General features: G+C 72.4%; 18 protein-coding genes. 10 read left to right on the top strand and 8 right to left on the bottom strand.

The window, feature by feature from the left end; all coding sequences use genetic code 11:
• The gene (locus ABZY20_RS07885) at positions 1-669 is read right to left on the bottom strand and encodes a succinate dehydrogenase (RefSeq protein ID WP_356438128.1); all 669 of its coding nucleotides are present in this window, start codon (positions 667-669) and stop codon (positions 1-3) included.
• A gap of 119 nt (positions 670-788) precedes the next feature.
• Here ABZY20_RS07885 and ABZY20_RS07880 point away from each other — a divergent pair, with 119 nt between their 5' ends.
• Positions 789-1673: a LysR substrate-binding domain-containing protein gene (locus tag ABZY20_RS07880; protein ID WP_356438125.1), complete on the top strand. Its 885-nt coding sequence runs from the start codon at positions 789-791 to the stop codon at positions 1671-1673.
• Between the two features lie 14 nt (positions 1674-1687).
• Here ABZY20_RS07880 and ABZY20_RS07875 read toward each other — a convergent pair whose 3' ends face one another.
• Positions 1688-2269 (bottom strand): peroxiredoxin-like family protein, encoded by a 582-nt coding sequence (locus ABZY20_RS07875; protein WP_356438673.1) that lies wholly within the window; start codon positions 2267-2269, stop codon positions 1688-1690.
• A 105-nt stretch (positions 2270-2374) separates the two neighbouring features.
• Here ABZY20_RS07875 and ABZY20_RS07870 point away from each other — a divergent pair, with 105 nt between their 5' ends.
• The gene (locus ABZY20_RS07870) at positions 2375-2989 is read left to right on the top strand and encodes a TetR/AcrR family transcriptional regulator (protein ID WP_356438122.1); all 615 of its coding nucleotides are present in this window, start codon (positions 2375-2377) and stop codon (positions 2987-2989) included.
• Positions 2990-3022: 33 nt separating this feature from the next.
• Here the strand turns inward: ABZY20_RS07870 and ABZY20_RS07865 are convergent, their stop codons facing one another.
• From ABZY20_RS07865 to ABZY20_RS07855, 3 genes are all read right to left on the bottom strand, one after another.
• Positions 3023-5164: an EAL domain-containing protein gene (locus ABZY20_RS07865; protein ID WP_356438119.1), complete on the bottom strand. Its 2142-nt coding sequence runs from the start codon at positions 5162-5164 to the stop codon at positions 3023-3025.
• On the bottom strand, positions 5161-5973 hold the full coding sequence (locus ABZY20_RS07860; protein ID WP_356438116.1) for an SAM-dependent methyltransferase: 813 nt from the start codon (positions 5971-5973) through the stop codon (positions 5161-5163). The genes ABZY20_RS07865 and ABZY20_RS07860 overlap by 4 nt, the downstream gene beginning before the upstream one ends.
• 327 nt (positions 5974-6300) lie before the next feature.
• A complete protein-coding gene (locus tag ABZY20_RS07855; protein ID WP_356438114.1) occupies positions 6301-7272 on the bottom strand; it encodes an SCO0930 family lipoprotein in 972 nt (323 codons plus the stop codon).
• A 795-nt stretch (positions 7273-8067) separates the two neighbouring features.
• Here ABZY20_RS07855 and ABZY20_RS07850 point away from each other — a divergent pair.
• From ABZY20_RS07850 to ABZY20_RS07840, 3 genes are all read left to right on the top strand, one after another.
• A complete protein-coding gene (locus ABZY20_RS07850; protein ID WP_356438111.1) occupies positions 8068-8199 on the top strand; it encodes a hypothetical protein in 132 nt (43 codons plus the stop codon).
• Between the two features lie 24 nt (positions 8200-8223).
• Positions 8224-8988 carry a hypothetical protein gene (locus ABZY20_RS07845; RefSeq protein WP_356438109.1) on the top strand — a complete coding sequence of 255 codons (765 nt, stop codon included), beginning with the start codon at positions 8224-8226 and terminating at the stop codon, positions 8986-8988.
• A 224-nt stretch (positions 8989-9212) separates the two neighbouring features.
• Positions 9213-9743: a hypothetical protein gene (locus ABZY20_RS07840; protein ID WP_356438106.1), complete on the top strand. Its 531-nt coding sequence runs from the start codon at positions 9213-9215 to the stop codon at positions 9741-9743.
• A 133-nt stretch (positions 9744-9876) separates the two neighbouring features.
• Here ABZY20_RS07840 and ABZY20_RS07835 read toward each other — a convergent pair whose 3' ends face one another.
• The gene (locus ABZY20_RS07835; protein WP_356438104.1) at positions 9877-10365 is read right to left on the bottom strand and encodes a hypothetical protein; all 489 of its coding nucleotides are present in this window, start codon (positions 10363-10365) and stop codon (positions 9877-9879) included.
• 376 nt (positions 10366-10741) lie between these two features.
• On the opposite strand from ABZY20_RS07835, the gene ABZY20_RS07830 reads away from it, so the two are divergent.
• Positions 10742-11410, top strand: a complete 669-nt coding sequence (locus ABZY20_RS07830) for a class F sortase (RefSeq protein WP_356438102.1) — start codon at positions 10742-10744, stop codon at positions 11408-11410.
• Between the two features lie 42 nt (positions 11411-11452).
• Here the strand turns inward: ABZY20_RS07830 and ABZY20_RS07825 are convergent, their stop codons facing one another.
• Entirely contained in the window at positions 11453-12292 is an 840-nt protein-coding gene (locus ABZY20_RS07825) for a polysaccharide deacetylase family protein (RefSeq protein ID WP_356438099.1), read from the bottom strand.
• A 447-nt stretch (positions 12293-12739) separates the two neighbouring features.
• Between ABZY20_RS07825 and ABZY20_RS07820 the strand changes: the two genes are divergently transcribed.
• Positions 12740-13201: a universal stress protein gene (locus ABZY20_RS07820; RefSeq protein WP_356438096.1), complete on the top strand. Its 462-nt coding sequence runs from the start codon at positions 12740-12742 to the stop codon at positions 13199-13201.
• A 91-nt stretch (positions 13202-13292) separates the two neighbouring features.
• Positions 13293-14708 (top strand): amino acid permease, encoded by a 1416-nt coding sequence (locus ABZY20_RS07815; protein ID WP_356438094.1) that lies wholly within the window; start codon positions 13293-13295, stop codon positions 14706-14708.
• 18 nt (positions 14709-14726) lie between these two features.
• Here ABZY20_RS07815 and ABZY20_RS07810 read toward each other — a convergent pair whose 3' ends face one another.
• The gene (locus tag ABZY20_RS07810) at positions 14727-15881 is read right to left on the bottom strand and encodes a CapA family protein (RefSeq protein WP_356438092.1); all 1155 of its coding nucleotides are present in this window, start codon (positions 15879-15881) and stop codon (positions 14727-14729) included.
• Positions 15882-16103: 222 nt separating this feature from the next.
• Between ABZY20_RS07810 and ABZY20_RS07805 the strand changes: the two genes are divergently transcribed.
• Entirely contained in the window at positions 16104-16649 is a 546-nt protein-coding gene (locus ABZY20_RS07805; protein WP_356438089.1) for a sigma-70 family RNA polymerase sigma factor, read from the top strand.
• 151 nt (positions 16650-16800) lie between these two features.
• Entirely contained in the window at positions 16801-17313 is a 513-nt protein-coding gene (locus ABZY20_RS07800) for a hypothetical protein (protein WP_356438086.1), read from the top strand.
• Positions 17314-17414 lie beyond the last annotated feature (101 nt).

Here is a 17414-nt window from a genome sequence, read left to right as displayed (position 1 = left end):
TCAGCTCACCACTCCGGTCATGACGCCCACGGGTACGGCGATGAAGCCGGCCGTGAGCAGCAGCGCGAGGACGTTCGCCGTGGTCTTCAGGGCGCGGTCGCGGGTGCGGCTGCCTGCGCCGAGGGTCTGGGCGGCGCTCCAGAAGCCGTGCCGGACGTGCAGGCCGACGGCGAGCATCGCGACGATGTACAGGGCGTTGCCGTACCAGGTGGAGAAGGTGTCCACGACGTTCTGGTACGGGCGGCCCGACTCGAAGCCGGGGTGCACGGTGCCGGTGGTCAGGTCCAGGATGTGCCAGACGATGAACAGGCCGAGGATGATCCCGCCCCAGCGCATGGTGCGCGTGGCGTAGGAGGCCCGCGGCTTCTTGTGCACGTACTTGCTGGGCCGGGCCTTGATGTCGCGGCGGCTGAGCTGGTAGGCGGACACGGCGTGGGCGACGACCGCGACCACGAGCACCACCCGGACCAGCCAGAGGGTCCACTCGTAGTGCATGAACGGCTCGCCGACGGTGCGCAGCCAGTGGGCGTAGTGGTTGAAGTCGCCGGCCCCGAAGAAGATCTTCAGGTTCCCGATCATGTGGACGACCAGGTAGAGCAGCATGATCAGACCGCTGACCGCCATCACGGTCTTCTTGCCGACGGTGGAGTCCCACACGGTGCGTGCCATGGACGGCCGTCGGTCCGTCCGCGTTGCCAGAGCCATGGGACAGCACGCTACGGACGCGCGGGCGATCGGTCCAAGACATGGTCCGGCTTGATTCCATAGGCGCGGGCTATCGTACGAGGATGCAGTTCACCCAGCTCCAGTACTTCGTGGCCGTCGCCGAGACACGGCACTTCACCCGGGCCGCCGATCTGGTCCATGTCGCGCAGCCCTCGCTGTCGCAGCAGATCAAGGCGCTGGAGCGGGAGCTGGGCGCGGATCTGTTCCTGCGCGCCCGCGGCAACATCACACTCACCGACGCCGGGGAGGCGCTGCTGCCGCTGGCCCGGCGCATCCTCGCCGACGCGGACACCGCCCGGCACGAGGTGCAGGAACTGGTGCAGCTGCGGCGGGGCCGGGTCCGGCTCGGCGCCACGCCCAGCCTCTGCACGGGCCTGCTGCCGGACGTCCTGCGCGCCTTCCACGACCGCTACCCCGGCATCCGGTTGCTGATCGAGGAGGGCGGCTCGCACGACCTGGTCCGGGAGCTGGCCCGCGGCGCCCTCGATCTGGCCCTGGTGGTGCTGCCGCTGCCGACGCCCTCCCCCGCCCTGACGACGGTGGAGCTGCTGCGCGAGGACCTGGTCGTGGTCTCCTCCCCGGACGCCCCGCGTCCGGGCGGGGGCGGCCGCACGGTGCGCGTCGCCGACCTGGAGGGCGAGCGCCTGGTGATGTTCCGGCACGGCTACGACCTGCGCGAGCTGACCGTGAGCGCGTGCCGCGCGGAGGGGTTCGAGCCGGACTTCGCCGTGGAGGGCGGGGAGATGGACGCGGTGCTGGGTTTCGTACGGGCCGGGCTCGGGGTCGCCGTGGTGCCGCGGATGGTGGCGGTCAGGTCCGGAGCCGGGCTGCGGGTGACCGCGCTGGCCCGGCCCGGTCTGCACCGGACGATCGCGCTGGCGCATCGCAGTGATGTGGCGCCGCCGCGGGCGGCGCGGGAGTTGCAGCGGATGCTGCTGGAGCGGTGAGGCGCCGGCGCCGCTCAGACGGCCGGCCGGTGGGAGGACGCCAGGTGCAGGAGTTCGTCGACCGGCCACTGGTCGTAGACGTGCTCGCCGTACTTGGCGGCGAGGACCCGGCCGTCGGGGGCGATCAGGAAGTCGGCGGGCAGGCCGAGCCTGCCGCCGGGCTGGCTGGTCGCGGGGAGGCGTTCCCGGCCGCGGAGGACCTCCCGGCCGCCGCTCAGCACGGCTCGGACGACCGGCCCCCAGGCGCGCGGGCTGAGCAGCGCCCGGGGAGCCGACTCGACGCCGAACTCGGCGTAGAGCTTCTTGCCGGGGTCGGCCACCACCGCGAAGGGCAGGTCGGCGGTGTGCCGGCGCAGCTCCTCGGCGGGCGAGTGGAAGACGACGACCTCGCGGACGCCGGCGGCCTCGATCTCCGCGTGCCTGCGGACCACCGACCGCAGGTGCAGATGGCACACCGGGCAGCCGGCGAACCGCCGGAACTGCAGGTGGACCAGGCGCCCGGGATCGGGGACGGCGACCGCGTCCCCGAGGACGGTGGTCATCGAGCGTCCGGTGACGGTGGAGCCGGGCCGCACGGACCGTGCGGGCATGCGCATGAGCATGGGTGTGCTCCCTTTTAGGTGTACGGCGTACTCCTACGGAGTGTAGGCGTACGCCGTACACGCGACAAGGTAGGCGTATGACGTACGCTGATCGTCGTCATGCCACGTCCCCGCTCCCTCAGCCATGACCGCCTCGCCTCGGCCGCCCTCGCCGTGATCGACCGCGACGGGCTCGCCGGGCTGTCCATGCGCTCGGTCGCCAAGGAACTCGGCATGAGCACGATGGCGCTCTACCGGTACGTGGAGGACCGGGAAGAGCTGGAGAGGCTCGTCGTCGACCTCGTCCTCGGCACCGTGGACACCGAGCCGCCCGGCCCCGGCACGCCCTGGCCCGAACGGATCGAGGTGCTGGTGCGGCGGATGCGGGACGCCATGGCGGCGCATCCGGCGATCGTGCCCCTGACCGTCGCGCACCGGCACCGGTCCCTCGCCGGGCTGCGCTGGTCGGAGTCGGTGCTCGGGGTGCTCACGGAGGCCGGGTTCGACGGCGAGCGGCGGGTGGTGGCACTGCGCGGCCTGCTCGGGTACGTCATCGGCGCCATCCAGCTGGAGCACCTCGGGCCGCTGTCGGGCGAGGGCACGGTCGCCATCAGCGAGCTGCCGCCCGACGCCTTCCCGCACATGGCGGAGACCGCCCGTCACGCCCGGAAGGTCAGTGCCGACCGGGAGTTCCTGGGCGGTCTCGCGCTGCTGCTGCGCGGGCTGGGCGCCTGACCCGTCCCGCGCCGCGGCCGGTCGCCCGGGGCGTCAGCCCGTCGCGTCCACCAGCGTCAGCTCGTGCAGCCGCTCCGGCGGGCCCGGGCGGGCGTAGTACCAGCCCTGGGCCGTGTCGCAGCCGAGGATCCGCAGCTGCTCGGCCTGCGCGCCGGTCTCCACGCCCTCGACCGTCACGGCGAGATCCAGGCTGTGGGCCAGCGAGACGATGCCCTCGACGATCTTCAAGTCGACCGGGTCCGCGGGGAACTGCTGCATGCTCTGCGTGAAGGACCGGTCCAGTTTGAGGACGCTGACCGGCAGGCGGCGCAGGTTGGCGAGGTTGGAGTAGCCCGTGCCGAAGTCGTCCAGGGCGATGTCGACCCCCATCTCCGCCAGCCGCCGCAGCGGCTTCAGCAGATCGTCGTCCGCCCCGATCAGCGCCGACTCCGTGACCTCCAGGCACAGCGCGTCCGGCGCGACACCGGCCCGCTCCAGGATGTCGACCGTGTCCTGCACCAGGCCGGGGTGGGTCAGCTGGCACGGCGACAGGTTCACGTTGATGCGCAGCGGCCCGGCGTCCGCGCCGCCGTGCAGTTCCCGCCACTCCCGCGCCTGCCGCACGGACTGCTCCAGCACCCACCGCCCCAGCGGCACGATCAGCCCGGTGTGCTCCGCGAGCGGGATGAACCGGTCCGGGCCGAGCACCCCGTGCTGCGGGTGCAGCCAGCGCACCAGCGCCTCGGCGCCGCGCACACTGCCGTCGCCGAGGTGCACCAGCGGCTGGTACTCGATGAAGAACTCGCCCCGCTCCAGGGCCGTCGGCAGCGCCGTGGTCAGCCCGTGCCGGGTGATCGCCCGGGCGTCCGCCTCGGGGTCGGCGAGCTCGAAGCGGTTGCCGCCCGCCGACTTGGCCCGGTACATGGTGATGTCGGCGCTGCGCAGCACCTCGGCCGGGCTGCGCTCCCCGGCCGGGCCCTCGACGATGCCGATGCTGCCGCGCACGGTCAGCTCCCGGCCGTCGACACTGATCGGCGCGAGCAGCGCGTTCATGATGCGGCCGGCCAGTTCCTCGACCCCGCGCTGGGTGTCGGGTCCGGTGGTCAGGGCCACGAACTCGTCGCCGCCGAGCCGCGCCACCATCTCGCCGGGCGCGGTGGCGCAGGACTGCAGCCGGTCGGCGACCTCCACCAGCAGCCGGTCGCCGGCCGCGTGGCCGAGGCTGTCGTTGACGGTCTTGAAGCCGTCCAGGTCGAGGTAGCACAGCCCGAACCGCTGGCCCTCCCCGGCGCCCAGCGCCTTCTCCAGCCGCTCGAAGAAGAAGGTGCGGTTCGGCAGGCCCGTGAGGGCGTCGTGCGTGGCCTCGTAGCGCAGGCGCAGGTTGAGCAGCCGCCGTTCGGTGGTGTCCTCCATGAGGGCGAGCTGGTACTGCGGGTTGCCGTCGGCGTCGCGGAGCAGGGAGACCGTCAGATTGGTCCACAGGACCGTTCCGTCGGGGCGGTAGAACGCCTTCTCCAGGTGGTAGTGCTCGCGCTCGCCGCGCACGAGTTCGTCGTAGAGCCGCCAGGTCTGCGGGGCGTCGTCGGGGTGGGTCCAGTCCCTGACGTTGCGGTTGCGCACGGCCTGCTCGGAGACGCCGAACATGCGCAGCAGCGCGCCGTTGACCTGCAGGATGTTGCCGTCGAGGTCGGCCATGCCGATGCCTATGGCCGCGCCCTCGAAGACGGCGCGGAAGCGGGCCTCGCTCGCGTGCAGCGCCTGCGCGACGACGCCCTGCGCCTGCAGCGCGGCCTGCGCGACGGCCTCCTGCTCGGCCAGGGTCCGCTCGCGCAGCGCCCGGGCGAAGCCGGCGGCCATCGCGTGCTGCAGCCGCGCGGAGCGGGCGCGCAGGCCCTCCGGGTCGCCGTCGCCGCCGCAGTACAGGACGAGGTAGGCGTCCACGCAGTCCAGCGTGCGGCTGAGCGCCTCCGGGTCGGTGCAGTGCGCGTCCACGAGGGCGGCGCCGACCGCCTTGCCCGCTTCGGCGTCGAAGCCCCGGGCCAGCAGCGCCTCGCTCAACCGCCGTGCCAGCGGCAGCAGGTGTTCCTCGAACTCCGGGCGGGTCGCCGACGTCGAGGTCACCGGGAACACCGCCCGGCTCCAGATCGTCGCGAACCGGCGCAGTCTGCCCTCCGGCCCGTCCGGTTCGGCGGTCACGCCGTACGCCCCACGCCCGCGAAACCGGAGAACGCGTACGGATCCTCGTCCTCCGGTGCGGTGTCGGGCCGCCAGCGCGGCATCGCCACCAGTCCGGGTTCCACCATGTCGTACCCCTCGAAGAACCGCGCGATCTCCTCGCGCGAGCGCATGATCAGCGGACTGCGGATGTCCTTGTACACGTCCACCGCGCCCCCGGCCCGCTCCTGCGGCAGCGGGACCCCCTCGTAGGAGGCGTGGGTGAGCACGAGCAGGCTGCCGGGCGCGAGCGCCGCGCCCAGCTCCGCCACCGCCCCGTACGGATCGTCCTCGTCCTCCACGAAGTGCAGTATGGCAACGAGGAGCAGCGCCACTGGCTGATTCAGGTCGATCAGCCGCTCCACTTCGGAACTGGCGAGGATCTCCCGGGGCTTGCGGAGGTCGGCGGCGACGACGGCCGCGTCCGGGTTGCCCTCCAGGACCGCCTGGCTGTGCGCCACGGCCACCGGGTCGTGGTCGACGTAGACCACGCGCGCGCCGGGGCGGGCGCTCTGGGCGACCTCGTGCACATTGCCGAAGGTGGGTATGCCGGAGCCGATGTCCAGGAACTGGGTGATGCCCTGGCCTGCCGCGTAGCGCACGGCGCGGCGCATGAACGCCCGGTTCGCCTGCATGATCTTGGGGAGTCCCGGCATGAACTCCATGGCCCGGCGGGCCGCTTCCCGGTCGACCTCGAAGTTGTGCGATCCGCCCAGGTAGTAGTCGTACATCCGGGAGACGCTGGGCACCGATATGTCGATGCTCCGTGGGGCCCAGGCGGGACGCTCCATCGATCTCTCCAAGGCGTAGGCGATCCGGTGTTCGAGCAGAGGCTACTGATCGCCCGCCAAGGGAGCGACCCGAAACGGAAATTGACCATCCGTTCCCGGTCACTGCCTGCGGCACGTGCCGAATTGATACCCGTCCGCCTGCCCCTCGAACATATGACGATCAGTGGCCGAGGCATTCCGGAGCGTTCCCGCGAGGAGGGAAGAAAGTCGGGAATTCAAGGAGTTCGGGTGCGCCACGCACAGCGGTCCGCCCCTCCGCGGGGAACGGAGGGGCGGACCGGGCCGGCGCTTCGGGTGGACGAGACGATCAACCCTGGGGAGGTTTCTCTACTGTGCCGAGGCGCCGACCGGCTTTCCGTCGGGCCGGACGGCGTACCAGGTGCCGCCGACGCCCTGCCCGTTGGTGTCGCCGGGCGACTTGTCACCGGCGAAGGTGTAGATGGGCGAGCAGTTGATGGTCTGCTGCTTGCCCTTGCCGTCGGTCCGCTCGAAGATCATGTAGCCCTTCTTCTGGATGCCCTTGGTGTCGTCGTAGTCGACGGGCTCCACCAGCGGCCACTTCTCCAGGCACGCGCCGCTGCAGTTGGAGACGGGCTTCGGCCAGGCCTCGTCCTTCATGAAGCGGTAGACGGTCATGCCGTTCTTGTCGACGACGATCTCGCCGAGCTCGGGGTCCTTGCGGGTGGACAGCCCGGCCAGTTCGGTCCCGCCCTCATCGGCGGCCGCGCCGCCCTGGGCCTTCTTGCCGTCGGGGGCGAGCGCGTACCACTTGCCGCCCACGCCCTGGCCCTTGACGTCACCCGCGTTGACGTCCTTGGCGTAGCGGTAGGCCGGCCAGCCGCCCACCGTGAGCTGCTTGGTGCCGTCGGCCCGGGTGACCGAGCCGAGCAGCGCCTTGTCGATGCCCTCGCCGGCCTCGGCGTCGTCCGCGGGCACCGGCGGCCAGGTCTTGGCGCAGTCGCCGTCGCAGTTCGACTTGGGCGGCTGGTCGGCATCCTGGTCGAAGCGGTACAGGGTGAGTCCGAGGCTGTCGGTGACCACCTTGCCGACCGCTTCGGTGGTGGAGACCGACAGCTTGCCCGCGGGGTTGGACGAGGTGGACGGGCCCGGCGTGGCCTGGCCGCTCGCGCCGGCGCCGGCTCCGTTCCCGGTGCCGATGCTTCCGTAGTCCCCGGGCGCGGCCGTGGCTCCCACGTTCTGGCTGGCCGCCGGTGGGCTGTCCTGACCGCACGCCGTCGTCAGCGCCAGGACCGCCGCGGCGCTCGCCACGAGTGAGGCGCTCCGCCAGGTGGTCTTCATCGTCAACTCCCCATAATCGCAAGGGTGTTGCAGCGCCCTACTGCGCCGCCGCACGGCCATGAGTACGCACGGGGGCCGGGTGCGCGTTCAATGACCGGCCGAATTTCTTTCGGGAACCCGTGACGGGCACGCCACGCCACCACGGACCGTGCCCGTCCGACTCCACCCCCGGCCACCGCGCGGAACCGCACAGGGATCCGCATACGGCGCCGTACGGGCGAATCCCCACATGACCGGCGAGACCCGTACATCCCTCGTTCGGGGCAATCCCCTCGCACCCCGGCGCGTCCGGGCGGCGCTGGGCTCATGATCTTCGTCGTGCATGGACCCCTCTCCCTCCAACGCGCTTTCGCCGCACGGGCCTTGGCCGTGGCGACGCTCACCTGGACGCTGGTCGGCGCACCCGCGCAAGCGGCGGTGGCCGACGCCTGCGCGTACGCCTCGACGGGACCGGGCGGCGCCGAGGCGGTGGCGGTCGCCGGAAGCATGACCTGGCCGGCCGTTCCGCCGTGCTCGCCCCCTCCGCCTCCCCCCACCCCCACACCGGCCCCCGAGCCCCCGCCGCCCGAGCCGGCCCCGGCTCCCACTCCGACACCGAGCCCGGACCCGCCGCCCCCGCCGAAGCCCCCGCCCCCGCCCCCGAAGCCGCGACCCCCGGCCCCGCCCGAGCCGCCGGCACCGCCCCCGCCGCCCGCACCCCGCGCGGCGCCCGCCCCCCGGCCGGTGCCGAAGCCCGTACCTCCACCGCCACCGCCCTCACCGGCCGCCCCCGCGTCGCGTCCGTCGGCGAAGCCCGTGCACTACCCGCGCCACCGCGCCGCGCCACCGCGACCGCGCCCGGCGGGCGGAGCGATGTCGCCGCTCACCTTCGTCCTGCTCGTCACGGTGCCCGCGGTGGTCGCCGTCGCCGCGCTGCGCGCGCGCTGATCCCTGAACCCCTGGAGGCACCTCTTGCCGGAATGGCTTGTTCTCACCCTCGCGATGCTGGCCGCCTGCGCCGTGGTGGTCGCCATCACCCTCGTACGGCACCGCAGGGCGCCCGACGACGAGGACCCCAGTGAGACCCCGGACGTCATCGAGTACATGACGATGTGGATCGGCGTGGTGTACGCCATCGTCCTGGGCCTGGCGATCGCCGGGGTCTGGGAGGGGCGCAGCGCCGCCCAGGACCACGTCCAGGCCGAGGCCACCGCGCTGCACGAGATCTCGGAGCGGGTCCGGGTCTATCCGGAGGAGGTGCGCGACCGCATCCGGGGCGACGTCGAGTCGTATGTGAGCCATGTCGTCACCACCGAATGGGACTCCATGGCGCAGCGGGACGAGGTCACCGAGCGCGGCGACGCGCTGTTCGAGCGCGTCCGCGCCGGCGTCACCGACTACGAGCCGGGGACGGACTTCGAGGCCCAGGCCTACCAGCCGCTGCTCGACCAGGTGACCGCGGCCAGCCAGGCGCGGATCGCCCGGGCGGAGTCCACCGGGGAGACCATGCCGGGGGTGGTGTGGTTCGGGCTGATCGCCGGGGCCGTCGTCACCATCGGGATGGTCTTCGCCCTGCAGATCCGCAGAACGACGCGGGAGCTCGTCCTCGCCGGGCTGTTCTCGGCGCTGATCGCCTTCCTGCTGTTCCTGATCTGGGACTTCGACTCGCCGTACAGCAGGGGCGTGACCGCCTCGGCGGACCCGTTCCTGAACCTCTTCCCGGGCTCCGGGGACTGAGCACGCCCCGCACCACGGATCCCCGGCGGGGGGACGCGCGACACGCCGCAGCCGTCCCCCGGCCGGGGGACCGGCGTTCCCCCGGCCGGCCCATAGGTATGACCCGTTCGCGCGATTGCGATCGCGCCTTACCCTGCCCTTTCTTAGCGTTTCGGGCATCGAGGTGCATTTGTGACGAGAGCGGAACAGGTCCGCTGCTGCCCCTCGGGACCGGAGGATTCACCATGCGCGCGATATGCGTCGCTTCGGCTGTTCTGCTGGGCGCCGGCGCCCTCACCTCCTGCCTCCCGCCCGCCGACGCGGCCGGGAGGAACGACTTCGGCTTCAGTGTCGAGCCCTCCACCGTCGCGCCGGGCGACGAGGTCACGCTGAGTGTGGAACGCAACAGGGCATGCCGGGGCGAGGCGGCGGTCAACTCGCCGGTCTTCGACATGGTCACGATCCCGCCGCGGGAGTCCTGGACGACGGCCGTCGTCGACTGGGACGCCCGGCCCGGCGCGGTGTACGACGTGCACTTCGAATGTGACGAGTCGAGCGGCACCGCACGGCTGACGATCGACGACGGCCCGACCCCGCCTCCCACGCCCCACCCCACCCACCCGAAGCACCACCCGCACAAGGGGGTGCACGCCGGTGAGGGCGGCACGCTCGCCGGCTTCGACCTCAAGGAGCTCGGCCTGGGGGCCGCGCTCATCGCCGGCTCGCTCGGCGCCGCCTACCACTTCGCCCGACGCCGCACCGGGGAGGACTCCTGACGGAACCGACGGGCTCCGCAGCCGCCGCAGGTCTTCGCCCCGGGTCCCCCTTCGTGAGGGGACCCGGGGCGAAGACCGTTCACGTGCGAGGCGATCGCTCGGGGAAGAGCGCGAAGAGCGCCGGGGCGGGCGGTCAGATGCTCCGCTCGGCGCGGCGGCGCATCCAGAACACGCCACCGCCGACGACCGCCGCGGCCACCAGACCGCCGCCGATGGCCATGTCGGTCGGCGTCGCGCCGGTGGTGCTGCTGCCGCCGATACCGCCGCGGACGCCGCCGATCACCGTGAAGGCCTGCGGCTTGGTCATGCTCCGGCCGCTGCAGGTGACCGTGATGTCGTACGGGCCCGGGCGGGCGTTGCTGTTGATGGTGGCGGTACCCCTCGCCGTCTCGTTGCGCGTGCCGGGCACGGGCGAGAGCGTGGTGGTCGGGAAGGCGCTGGACGTCGCCGTACCGCCGTGCTTGCAGCCGTCGGCCGTGATGGTCAGCTGGCCGCCGCGGGCGATGACGCTGGGCAGGGCGGTGATGTTGCTGGGCGTGTCCCACGCGACGGCCGCGGGAGCCGAGAGGCCGAGGGCGGCGACCGCCGCACCGGCGACCGCCAAGGCACGAGTCTTACGCATGTGAACCTCCGCGGAAGACGCCCCGGGGCCCGTTCCCCGGTCGATCGGCGAGAAAGCGCCTCCCAGAAAGACAGTCAGTTGCCTTGCCGGGCACCGCATTTCGGGAATGGTCCGTCCTGGTGAGAGAAGGCACCCCCGGAAAACCGCGGATGCGATATCACCGCAGGTCACGGGCCGTCAGAAATTCCCTCCGGGGGCAGACTCGGATGGCGCACCTCATGCCCTGCCCGGAGGCGCCGGTCCTGCTTTCCCGCGCCCCCGGTACGGCCCGGTACCACCCGTTCGCCCCAGCCCCGTCGCCGCTTTCGCGCGCGGCACTTAGCGTTCGGATATGCGCGATTGACACGGCGACGGCCGCGTCGAGAGGGGATGGCGAATGTCTGCGTCCGAGCTTGCCGAGGCGGAGGAGGAGGCGCGGCGGAAGAAGCGCGCCCCATGGGGCGTGATAGCGCTTGTTCTGCTGACGGGCCTCGCGCTCATTCGGAATGGTTCGGGAGAGTTCGACGAGGGCCCGCCCCAGCCGGCGACGGCCGCCGCGGCGGACAACCACGTGCCCGGCGCGGCCTTCGCCACCGCGGTGAAGCCCCTGCCCTACGCCCTCCCGGCCCGGGTGAGGATCCCGGCGATCCAGGTCGACGCACCGATCATCCCGGTGGGCCTGGACGCGGACGGCTGGGTCGGCGCGCCGCCCCCGGAGGACCCCAACCTGGCCGGCTGGTTCACCGGCGCCGTCACCCCCGGCGAGAAGGGCACGTCGGTCGTCGTCGGCCATGTCGACAACCAGCAGGGCCCCGCCGTGTTCTACGGGCTCGGGGCCCTGAAGCAGGGCAACCGCGTCGAGGTGGCCCGCCAGGACGGGAAGACGGCCGTGTTCGAGATCTACGGCATCGAGGTCTTCGAGAAGGACAACTTCCCCGGCGACCGGGTCTACGCCTCCAAGGGAGCGGCCGAGCTGCGCGTCATCACCTGCGGCGGCGGTTTCTCCGAGCAGGACGGCTACGCCGGCAACGTCGTCGCCTTCGCCCGCCTGGTCGAGGTGCGCTGAGCGCTCTCCGGCCGGGCGGGCCGCGGCCCGCCCGGCCGGCCGTTACGCGTAGTGCCGCCGGGGCACGGTGACGTGGTAGCCGGAGTCCAGCAGGTCCGGCAGATAGTGCCGCAGGGCCCGCACGCTCTGCGAACGGTCGCCCCCGGCGTCGTGGGAGAGCACCACGACGCCGGGGGCGGCGCCGTTCTCGACGCGCCGGACGATGGTCCGGGTGCCGGGCGCCTTCCAGTCCAGGGTGTCCACGGTCCAGGCGAGCGGTTCCATGCCGAGCCGGGCCCCGATCTGGAAGGCGTCGCGGTTCCAGGCGCCGTAGGGGGCGCGGAACCACTCGGGGCGTTCGCCGCAGGCGTCCTCGACGACGTCGCTGGTGCGTTCCATCTCGCTGCGGATCTGCCGGCGGCTGAGGCGGGTGAGCAGCGGGTGCGACCAGGTGTGGTTGCCGATCACGTGGCCCTCGTTGGCCATCCGGGCCAGCAGGTCCCTGCCGCCGCCGGTCGCGGCCATCTCGCCGCACACGAAGAACATGGCGCGGACGTCGTACTCGCCCAGCGTGTCCAGGATGGCCGGGGTGTAGCGGGGGTCGGGGCCGTCGTCGAAGGTGAGCACCATGGTGCGGCCGCGGCCGCTGACGCGCCGCAGCGGTTCACTGCGCAGCAGGGTCCGGTGGGGTGCGGCGCGCGGCGGGCCGTAGCCGGTCAGGGGCTGGAGGCGGTACGCGGAGGGCTTGAGGGAGCGCCGGGCCGGGGAACCAGCGGCCGGGGCGGAGCCTGCGGGTCCGTCCCCGGTGACCGCGGTGAGCACGCCGGCCGCGGCGGCCGCTCCCACGGCGCCGGCGCCCGCGATCAACGCCCCGCGTCGGGTGAGCAACTGATCCTTCTTCATGACTCATCAGTCGCCCGGCGGAAGGATGACGCACCTGAGCAACACCGGTGCGGCGGCACGGATTCACCCGGCCGGATCAGGCAGAAGAGTCAGCGTGCCGCCCACCGGAGGACCCGGCGCCGGGGTGCTTTTCCGGTCATGTACGCGACCGGCACGGGGTGGGCGGCGGGCCCGGCCCCGTCCCCTCCGGCGGGGCCGGGCGCCGCCCTCGACGACGGCCCGCCGGTGAGGGCGGGCCGCTGTCCGCCCTTCGGGTGCCCCTTTTTCCGGCGGCTCGTGCATCGGAGTACGGACGCGAACCGGCGAGGGTGCGGACCCTGCCCTCGAACACGGGGCCGGGTGCGGGGGAGTTCAGCGACGGCTGCGGACCCGCTCCCGCCGAGAGGGCTCCCGTCGAGAGGGCTCCCGCCCCGCGGCCGGAACGCGGGCCTCCGATAGCCTCGCGATGTGACGGAACAGCACTCCTCCCGGTTCGAGCGGGGCACGGACGGGCCGAAGGTGATCGTGGTCGGGGTGGACGGCTCCGACTCCTCCCTGCGGGCCGCGGCCTACGCGGGCGGCCTCGCCCGGCGGCAGCACGCGCTGCTCGCCGTCGTGTACGTGCAGCCCGTCCTGGCGGCGGGGGCGGCGCTCGGGGCGCCGGTGGCGGGGACGACCGAGGAGATCGCCGAGGACCTGGTGGCGCAGATCCGGGAGGCGGCCGAGCGGCTGAAGGGGATATTCGAGGTCCGCTGGGAGTTCCACACGTTCCGCGGCGACCCGTACAACGGCCTGGTGAAGGCGGCCGACGAACTCAAGGCGGACGCGGTGGTCGTGGGCGCCTCGGAGCAGGCGGGCCATCGGATCGTCGGCTCGGTGGCGGTCCGCCTGGTGAAGGCGGGGCGGTGGCCGGTGACGGTCGTGCCGTGAGGACCCGCGCCTGCGGTCCTTCCTTCGGGGGGTCGGCTGGGCCATCATGATCCGCCGTCAGGCGGTTGCCGAACGCGAAGAGGTGAGGCGCATGGCCCCGATCCGGATGGGCGAGGGAATTCTCCGCCGCAAACCCATCGAGCACATCGAGGAGACGGAAGCCGGCAGGGGCGCCCAGCTGGCGCGGTCCCTGGGGCTGTGGCAGCTGACGGCCATCGGCGTCGGCGGGATCATCGGCGCGGGCATCTTCACCCTCGCCGGGACCGTGGCGAACGGCACGGCGGGCCCGGCCGTGCTGGTGTCGTTCCTCATCGCCGGTGTCGCGAGTGCCGCGGCCGCCCTGTCCTACGCCGAGTTCGCCGGTCTCATCCCGAAGGCGGGCTCGGCGTACACCTACGGCTACGCGGTGCTCGGGGAGCTCGCGGGCTGGTTCATCGGCTGGGACCTGCTGCTGGAGTACACGGCGATCGTGGCGGTGGTCGCCATCGGCATCTCGGGCTACTTCAGCTTCCTGGTGGGCGAGATGGGCGCCGACCTGCCGGACTGGATGCTGGGCGCGCCCGGCACGGGCGAGGGACACCGGGTCGACCTGTTCGCGGCGCTGCTGTGCCTGCTCATCGCGTACCTGCTGACCCTCGGGATCAAGAACGCGGCCCGTTTCGAGACGGTCGTGGTGATCCTGAAGGTCCTGGTGGTGCTGCTGGTGATCGGGGTGGGCGTGTTCCACATCGACACGGCGAACTACAACCCCTTCTTCCCGTACGGCGTCGGCGGGGCCTTCACCGGCGCGGCGACGGTGTTCTTCGCGGTGTTCGGCTACGACGCCATGTCGACGGCGGCCGAGGAGTCCAAGGACGCCCAGCGCCACATGCCGAAGGCGATCATCTACTCGCTCGTCATCTCGATGGTGCTCTACGTGGCGGCCTGCCTGGTGCTGACGGGCATGCAGGACTACAAGGACATCGACAAGGAGAGCGGCTTCTCGACGGCGTTCAAGTCGGTGGGGCTGAGCGGTCTGGCGGACGTGATCGCGGTGGGCGCGATCATCGGCATCCTCACGGTGATGTTCACGTTCATGCTGGGCGTGACCCGGGTCTGGTTCTCGATGTCCCGGGACGGGCTGCTGCCCCGGTGGTTCGCGAAGACGCATCCGACGCGGCACGTGCCCACGCGGGTCACCTGGATCGCGGGCGTGGCGTCGGCCGCCATCGCCGGGTTCCTGCCGATCGGCGAGGCGGCCGAGCTGACCAACATCGGCATCCTGCTGGCGTTCGTGGTGGTGTGCGCGGCGGTGATCGTGCTCCGCTACCGGCGGCCGGACCTGCCGCGGACCTTCCGCACGCCGTGGATGCCGGTGGTGCCGCTGCTGGGCATCGTGTTCTCCCTCTGGCTGATCACGTTCCTGCAGTGGCAGACCTGGGCGCGGTTCGCCGTCTGGTTCCTGCTCGGGCTCGTCGTCTACTTCGGCTACTCCTACCGGCGCTCGGAACTGGCCCGGCGCCGGTAGGAGCGGGACGGCCGGCTGCTACTCCCCCATCACCAGGCCGTCCGCCGCCGCGCCCCGGCTCAGGACGACGTCCCGGATGCGGTCGCGGACGGCCTGGACGCCGGCGCCCCCGGCGATGGCCTTGTTGAGGTTCACGACCCGTCCGGCGTCGACGTCGAAGAACTGCGGGACGAACTCGGCCTTCGTCACCTGCCAGCGCCCGCCGGGCCGGGCGGGCGGGGAGAAGGTGAAGCGGCCGAGGGTGGACTGGTTGCCCCGCGGGTCCTTGGCGCCCTGGTGGTTGGTCATCTCGCCGGCGATCTGGTCGCCCATGCCGTAGATCACCCAGGTGCCGTTGACCTTCTCGTAGGCCTGCGGCACGTGTGCGTGGGTGCCGAGGACCAGGTCGATGTCGGGGCGTCCCGCGCTCTGTGCGGCGGTCAGGCTGCGGGCCAGGGTCAGCTGCCGCTCGTCGGGGGCGTCCTGCCATTCGGTGCCCCAGTGCATCGAGACGACGACCACGTCGGCGCCGGCCCTGCGCGCGGCCCGGGCGTCCGCGAGGATCCTGCCCTCGTCGATGAGGTTGACGGCCCAGGGCTGTCCCTCGGGCAGCGGGATGCCGTTGGTGTCGTAGGTGTAGGCGAGGTGGGCGACCTCGGCCCGGCCCGCGCGCAGGACCGTCACCGTGCGGGCCTCCTCCTCGGTGCGCGCCGAGCCGGCGTGCCGTACGCCGGCGCGGTCGAGGGCGTCGAGGGTGCGGCGGATGCCGTCCGCGCCGTCGTCCAGGGTGTGGTTGGAGGCGGTGGAGCAGCCGTCGTAGCCGGTGCCGGCCAGGGCCCGGGCGATCTCCGGTGGGGACTTGAAGGTGGGGTAGCCGGTGTAGTCGCCGTTCGCGCCGTAGACGGTCTCCATGTGGCACAGGGCGATGTCGGCGCGGGAGACGACGGGGCGGATCCCGGCGAGCATCGGGCGGAAGTCGTAGCCGGTGCCGCCCGCGTCGAAGCGGGCCCGGTCGATGATCGTGCTGTGCGGGAGGACGTCTCCCGAGGCCACCAGGGTGAAGCCGCGGGGTTCGCCGCGGGCCGGGGCCGGGCGCCCCGGGCCGGGTGGTTCGTGTTCGCGGGCCTGGCAGGCGGCGCCTGCGGCGAGGACGACGGTCAGGGCGAGAGCCAGCTTTCGGCTGCGTGCGAGCATCGATTCACCCCACTGTGGGCGTTGTGGTCGTATTTACGCACAATCAGGAAAGAAGGCTCGCCACGCCCCAGGCGACTCCGACACGCTCATCAGCCCGTCCGGCACCCGCTTGGCCGGGCACCCCGACCGTTCGTCGAACCGTTCGTCGACGCGATCGACCGTCCGTCGCACAGCCGGGTACGTGCCCTGTGCCGCGCGCACCCCCTGCGGTGGCATACGGCCATGACGGCCGGATCCACTCTCACGAACGGAACGACCGCCGAGCACGAGCTCGCCGCACTGCAGCGGGAGCACGGCCGGCCCCTCTTCGCGCTGCTGCTCCGGCTCTGCGACGGTGACCGGCAGCGCGCGGAGGACCTGGTCCAGGAGACGCTGGTGCGCGCCTGGCAGCATCCCGAGGCCCTGCGCGCCGACGACTTCGACTCCGTGCGGCCCTGGCTGATGACGGTCGGGCGGCGGCTGGCGATCGACGCCCGGCGCGCCCGGCAGGCCCGCCCCGCCGAGGTCGGCGACGCGGTGCTGGAGAACGCGCGGGTCATCTCCGATCACGCCGAACGGGCCGCGGCGGCGCTCGACGTCCGCCGCGCTGTGAAGACACTCACTCCGGAGCACCGTGAAGTCCTGGTGCTCGTGTACTTCCAGGGGGCGAGTGTGGCGGAAGCCGCGGCGACCCTCGGGATCCCGCCCGGTACCGTGAAGTCCCGCGCGTACTACGCGCTGCGCGCCCTGCGCAGGGTTCTTCCCGGATACGCCGCCGACCTGCGGTGAAACCGGTCGGTGGGTCAAGCCTCCGTAAAGCGCCTTGCCCGGGACCCCGGTTGAGTAATCGGCTGTCCTCATCCGTGTTCCGGATGGGGGCGGCACCGCCCCGGGAGCCGGTGTCGGGCGACGCGCGCGTACCGGAGGAAGGCAGGAAGGGATGCTGCACAGAGGGCAGGAGAGCACGGACGGCCCGGACGGCGAACTGACCGTCCCCATGGCGTGGTTGTACGCCGAGTACATCGCCGACGAGCTGCTGCGGACCGGCGATCTCATGCCGCCGACGTCCTTCGAGTTCCGCGCCGGGCGCGACGCCCTGGCGCTGACCATCTTCCTCTCGGACACCGACGGGGAACTGTCCGGCATCCGGGTGGTCACCCAGCTGGAGACGTGGCTGTCGCTGACCGCCTACGACCAGCCGTGGCAGGAGTGGGTGCGCGAGCGGCTGGAGGAACTGGCCGCCGAGACCGCCGGGTCGGGGCGGCCCGCGCCGGACCTGGACCTGGCGGAGGAGGCCTGGCGCTGGCTGCAGGAGACGGAGCTGCTGGCGCCGGATCTGAACGCGGTGCCGGGCGGTGCTCCCGTGGCCGGTGAGGACGAGGGGCCGAAGGTCTGGACGCCCGCCTGGCAGCTGGGACTGCCCCTGGGACACCTCGCGATCCATCTTTTTTAGATTTCCGCGGCCCCGGACCAATCCGCGGGCCGGAGCGCTCCGAATCCTTTGGTTGCGATTGTGTCACCGGCTTGAGTGATTCCGCTGCCTGGTCCGTACCG

The sequence above is a fragment of the Streptomyces sp. NPDC006624 genome, from assembly GCF_040611555.1.
Taxonomy (GTDB): Bacteria; Actinomycetota; Actinomycetes; order Streptomycetales; family Streptomycetaceae; genus Streptomyces.
This window is presented reverse-complemented; position numbering and strand designations above follow the sequence as displayed.

Coding starts and splice junctions, on each gene's coding strand:
- ABZY20_RS07885 (WP_356438128.1), bottom strand. CDS start 669: ATGGCACGCACCGTGTGGGACTCCACCGTCGGCAAGAAGACCGTGATG.
- ABZY20_RS07880 (WP_356438125.1), top strand. CDS start 789: ATGCAGTTCACCCAGCTCCAGTACTTCGTGGCCGTCGCCGAGACACGG.
- ABZY20_RS07875 (WP_356438673.1), bottom strand. CDS start 2,269: ATGCGCATGCCCGCACGGTCCGTGCGGCCCGGCTCCACCGTCACCGGA.
- ABZY20_RS07870 (WP_356438122.1), top strand. CDS start 2,375: ATGCCACGTCCCCGCTCCCTCAGCCATGACCGCCTCGCCTCGGCCGCC.
- ABZY20_RS07860 (WP_356438116.1), bottom strand. CDS start 5,973: ATGGAGCGTCCCGCCTGGGCCCCACGGAGCATCGACATATCGGTGCCC.
- ABZY20_RS07855 (WP_356438114.1), bottom strand. CDS start 7,272: ATGAAGACCACCTGGCGGAGCGCCTCACTCGTGGCGAGCGCCGCGGCG.
- ABZY20_RS07840 (WP_356438106.1), top strand. CDS start 9,213: ATGCGCGCGATATGCGTCGCTTCGGCTGTTCTGCTGGGCGCCGGCGCC.
- ABZY20_RS07835 (WP_356438104.1), bottom strand. CDS start 10,365: ATGCGTAAGACTCGTGCCTTGGCGGTCGCCGGTGCGGCGGTCGCCGCC.
- ABZY20_RS07830 (WP_356438102.1), top strand. CDS start 10,742: ATGTCTGCGTCCGAGCTTGCCGAGGCGGAGGAGGAGGCGCGGCGGAAG.
- ABZY20_RS07825 (WP_356438099.1), bottom strand. CDS start 12,292: ATGAAGAAGGATCAGTTGCTCACCCGACGCGGGGCGTTGATCGCGGGC.
- ABZY20_RS07815 (WP_356438094.1), top strand. CDS start 13,293: ATGGCCCCGATCCGGATGGGCGAGGGAATTCTCCGCCGCAAACCCATC.
- ABZY20_RS07810 (WP_356438092.1), bottom strand. CDS start 15,881: ATGCTCGCACGCAGCCGAAAGCTGGCTCTCGCCCTGACCGTCGTCCTC.
- ABZY20_RS07805 (WP_356438089.1), top strand. CDS start 16,104: ATGACGGCCGGATCCACTCTCACGAACGGAACGACCGCCGAGCACGAG.
- ABZY20_RS07800 (WP_356438086.1), top strand. CDS start 16,801: ATGCTGCACAGAGGGCAGGAGAGCACGGACGGCCCGGACGGCGAACTG.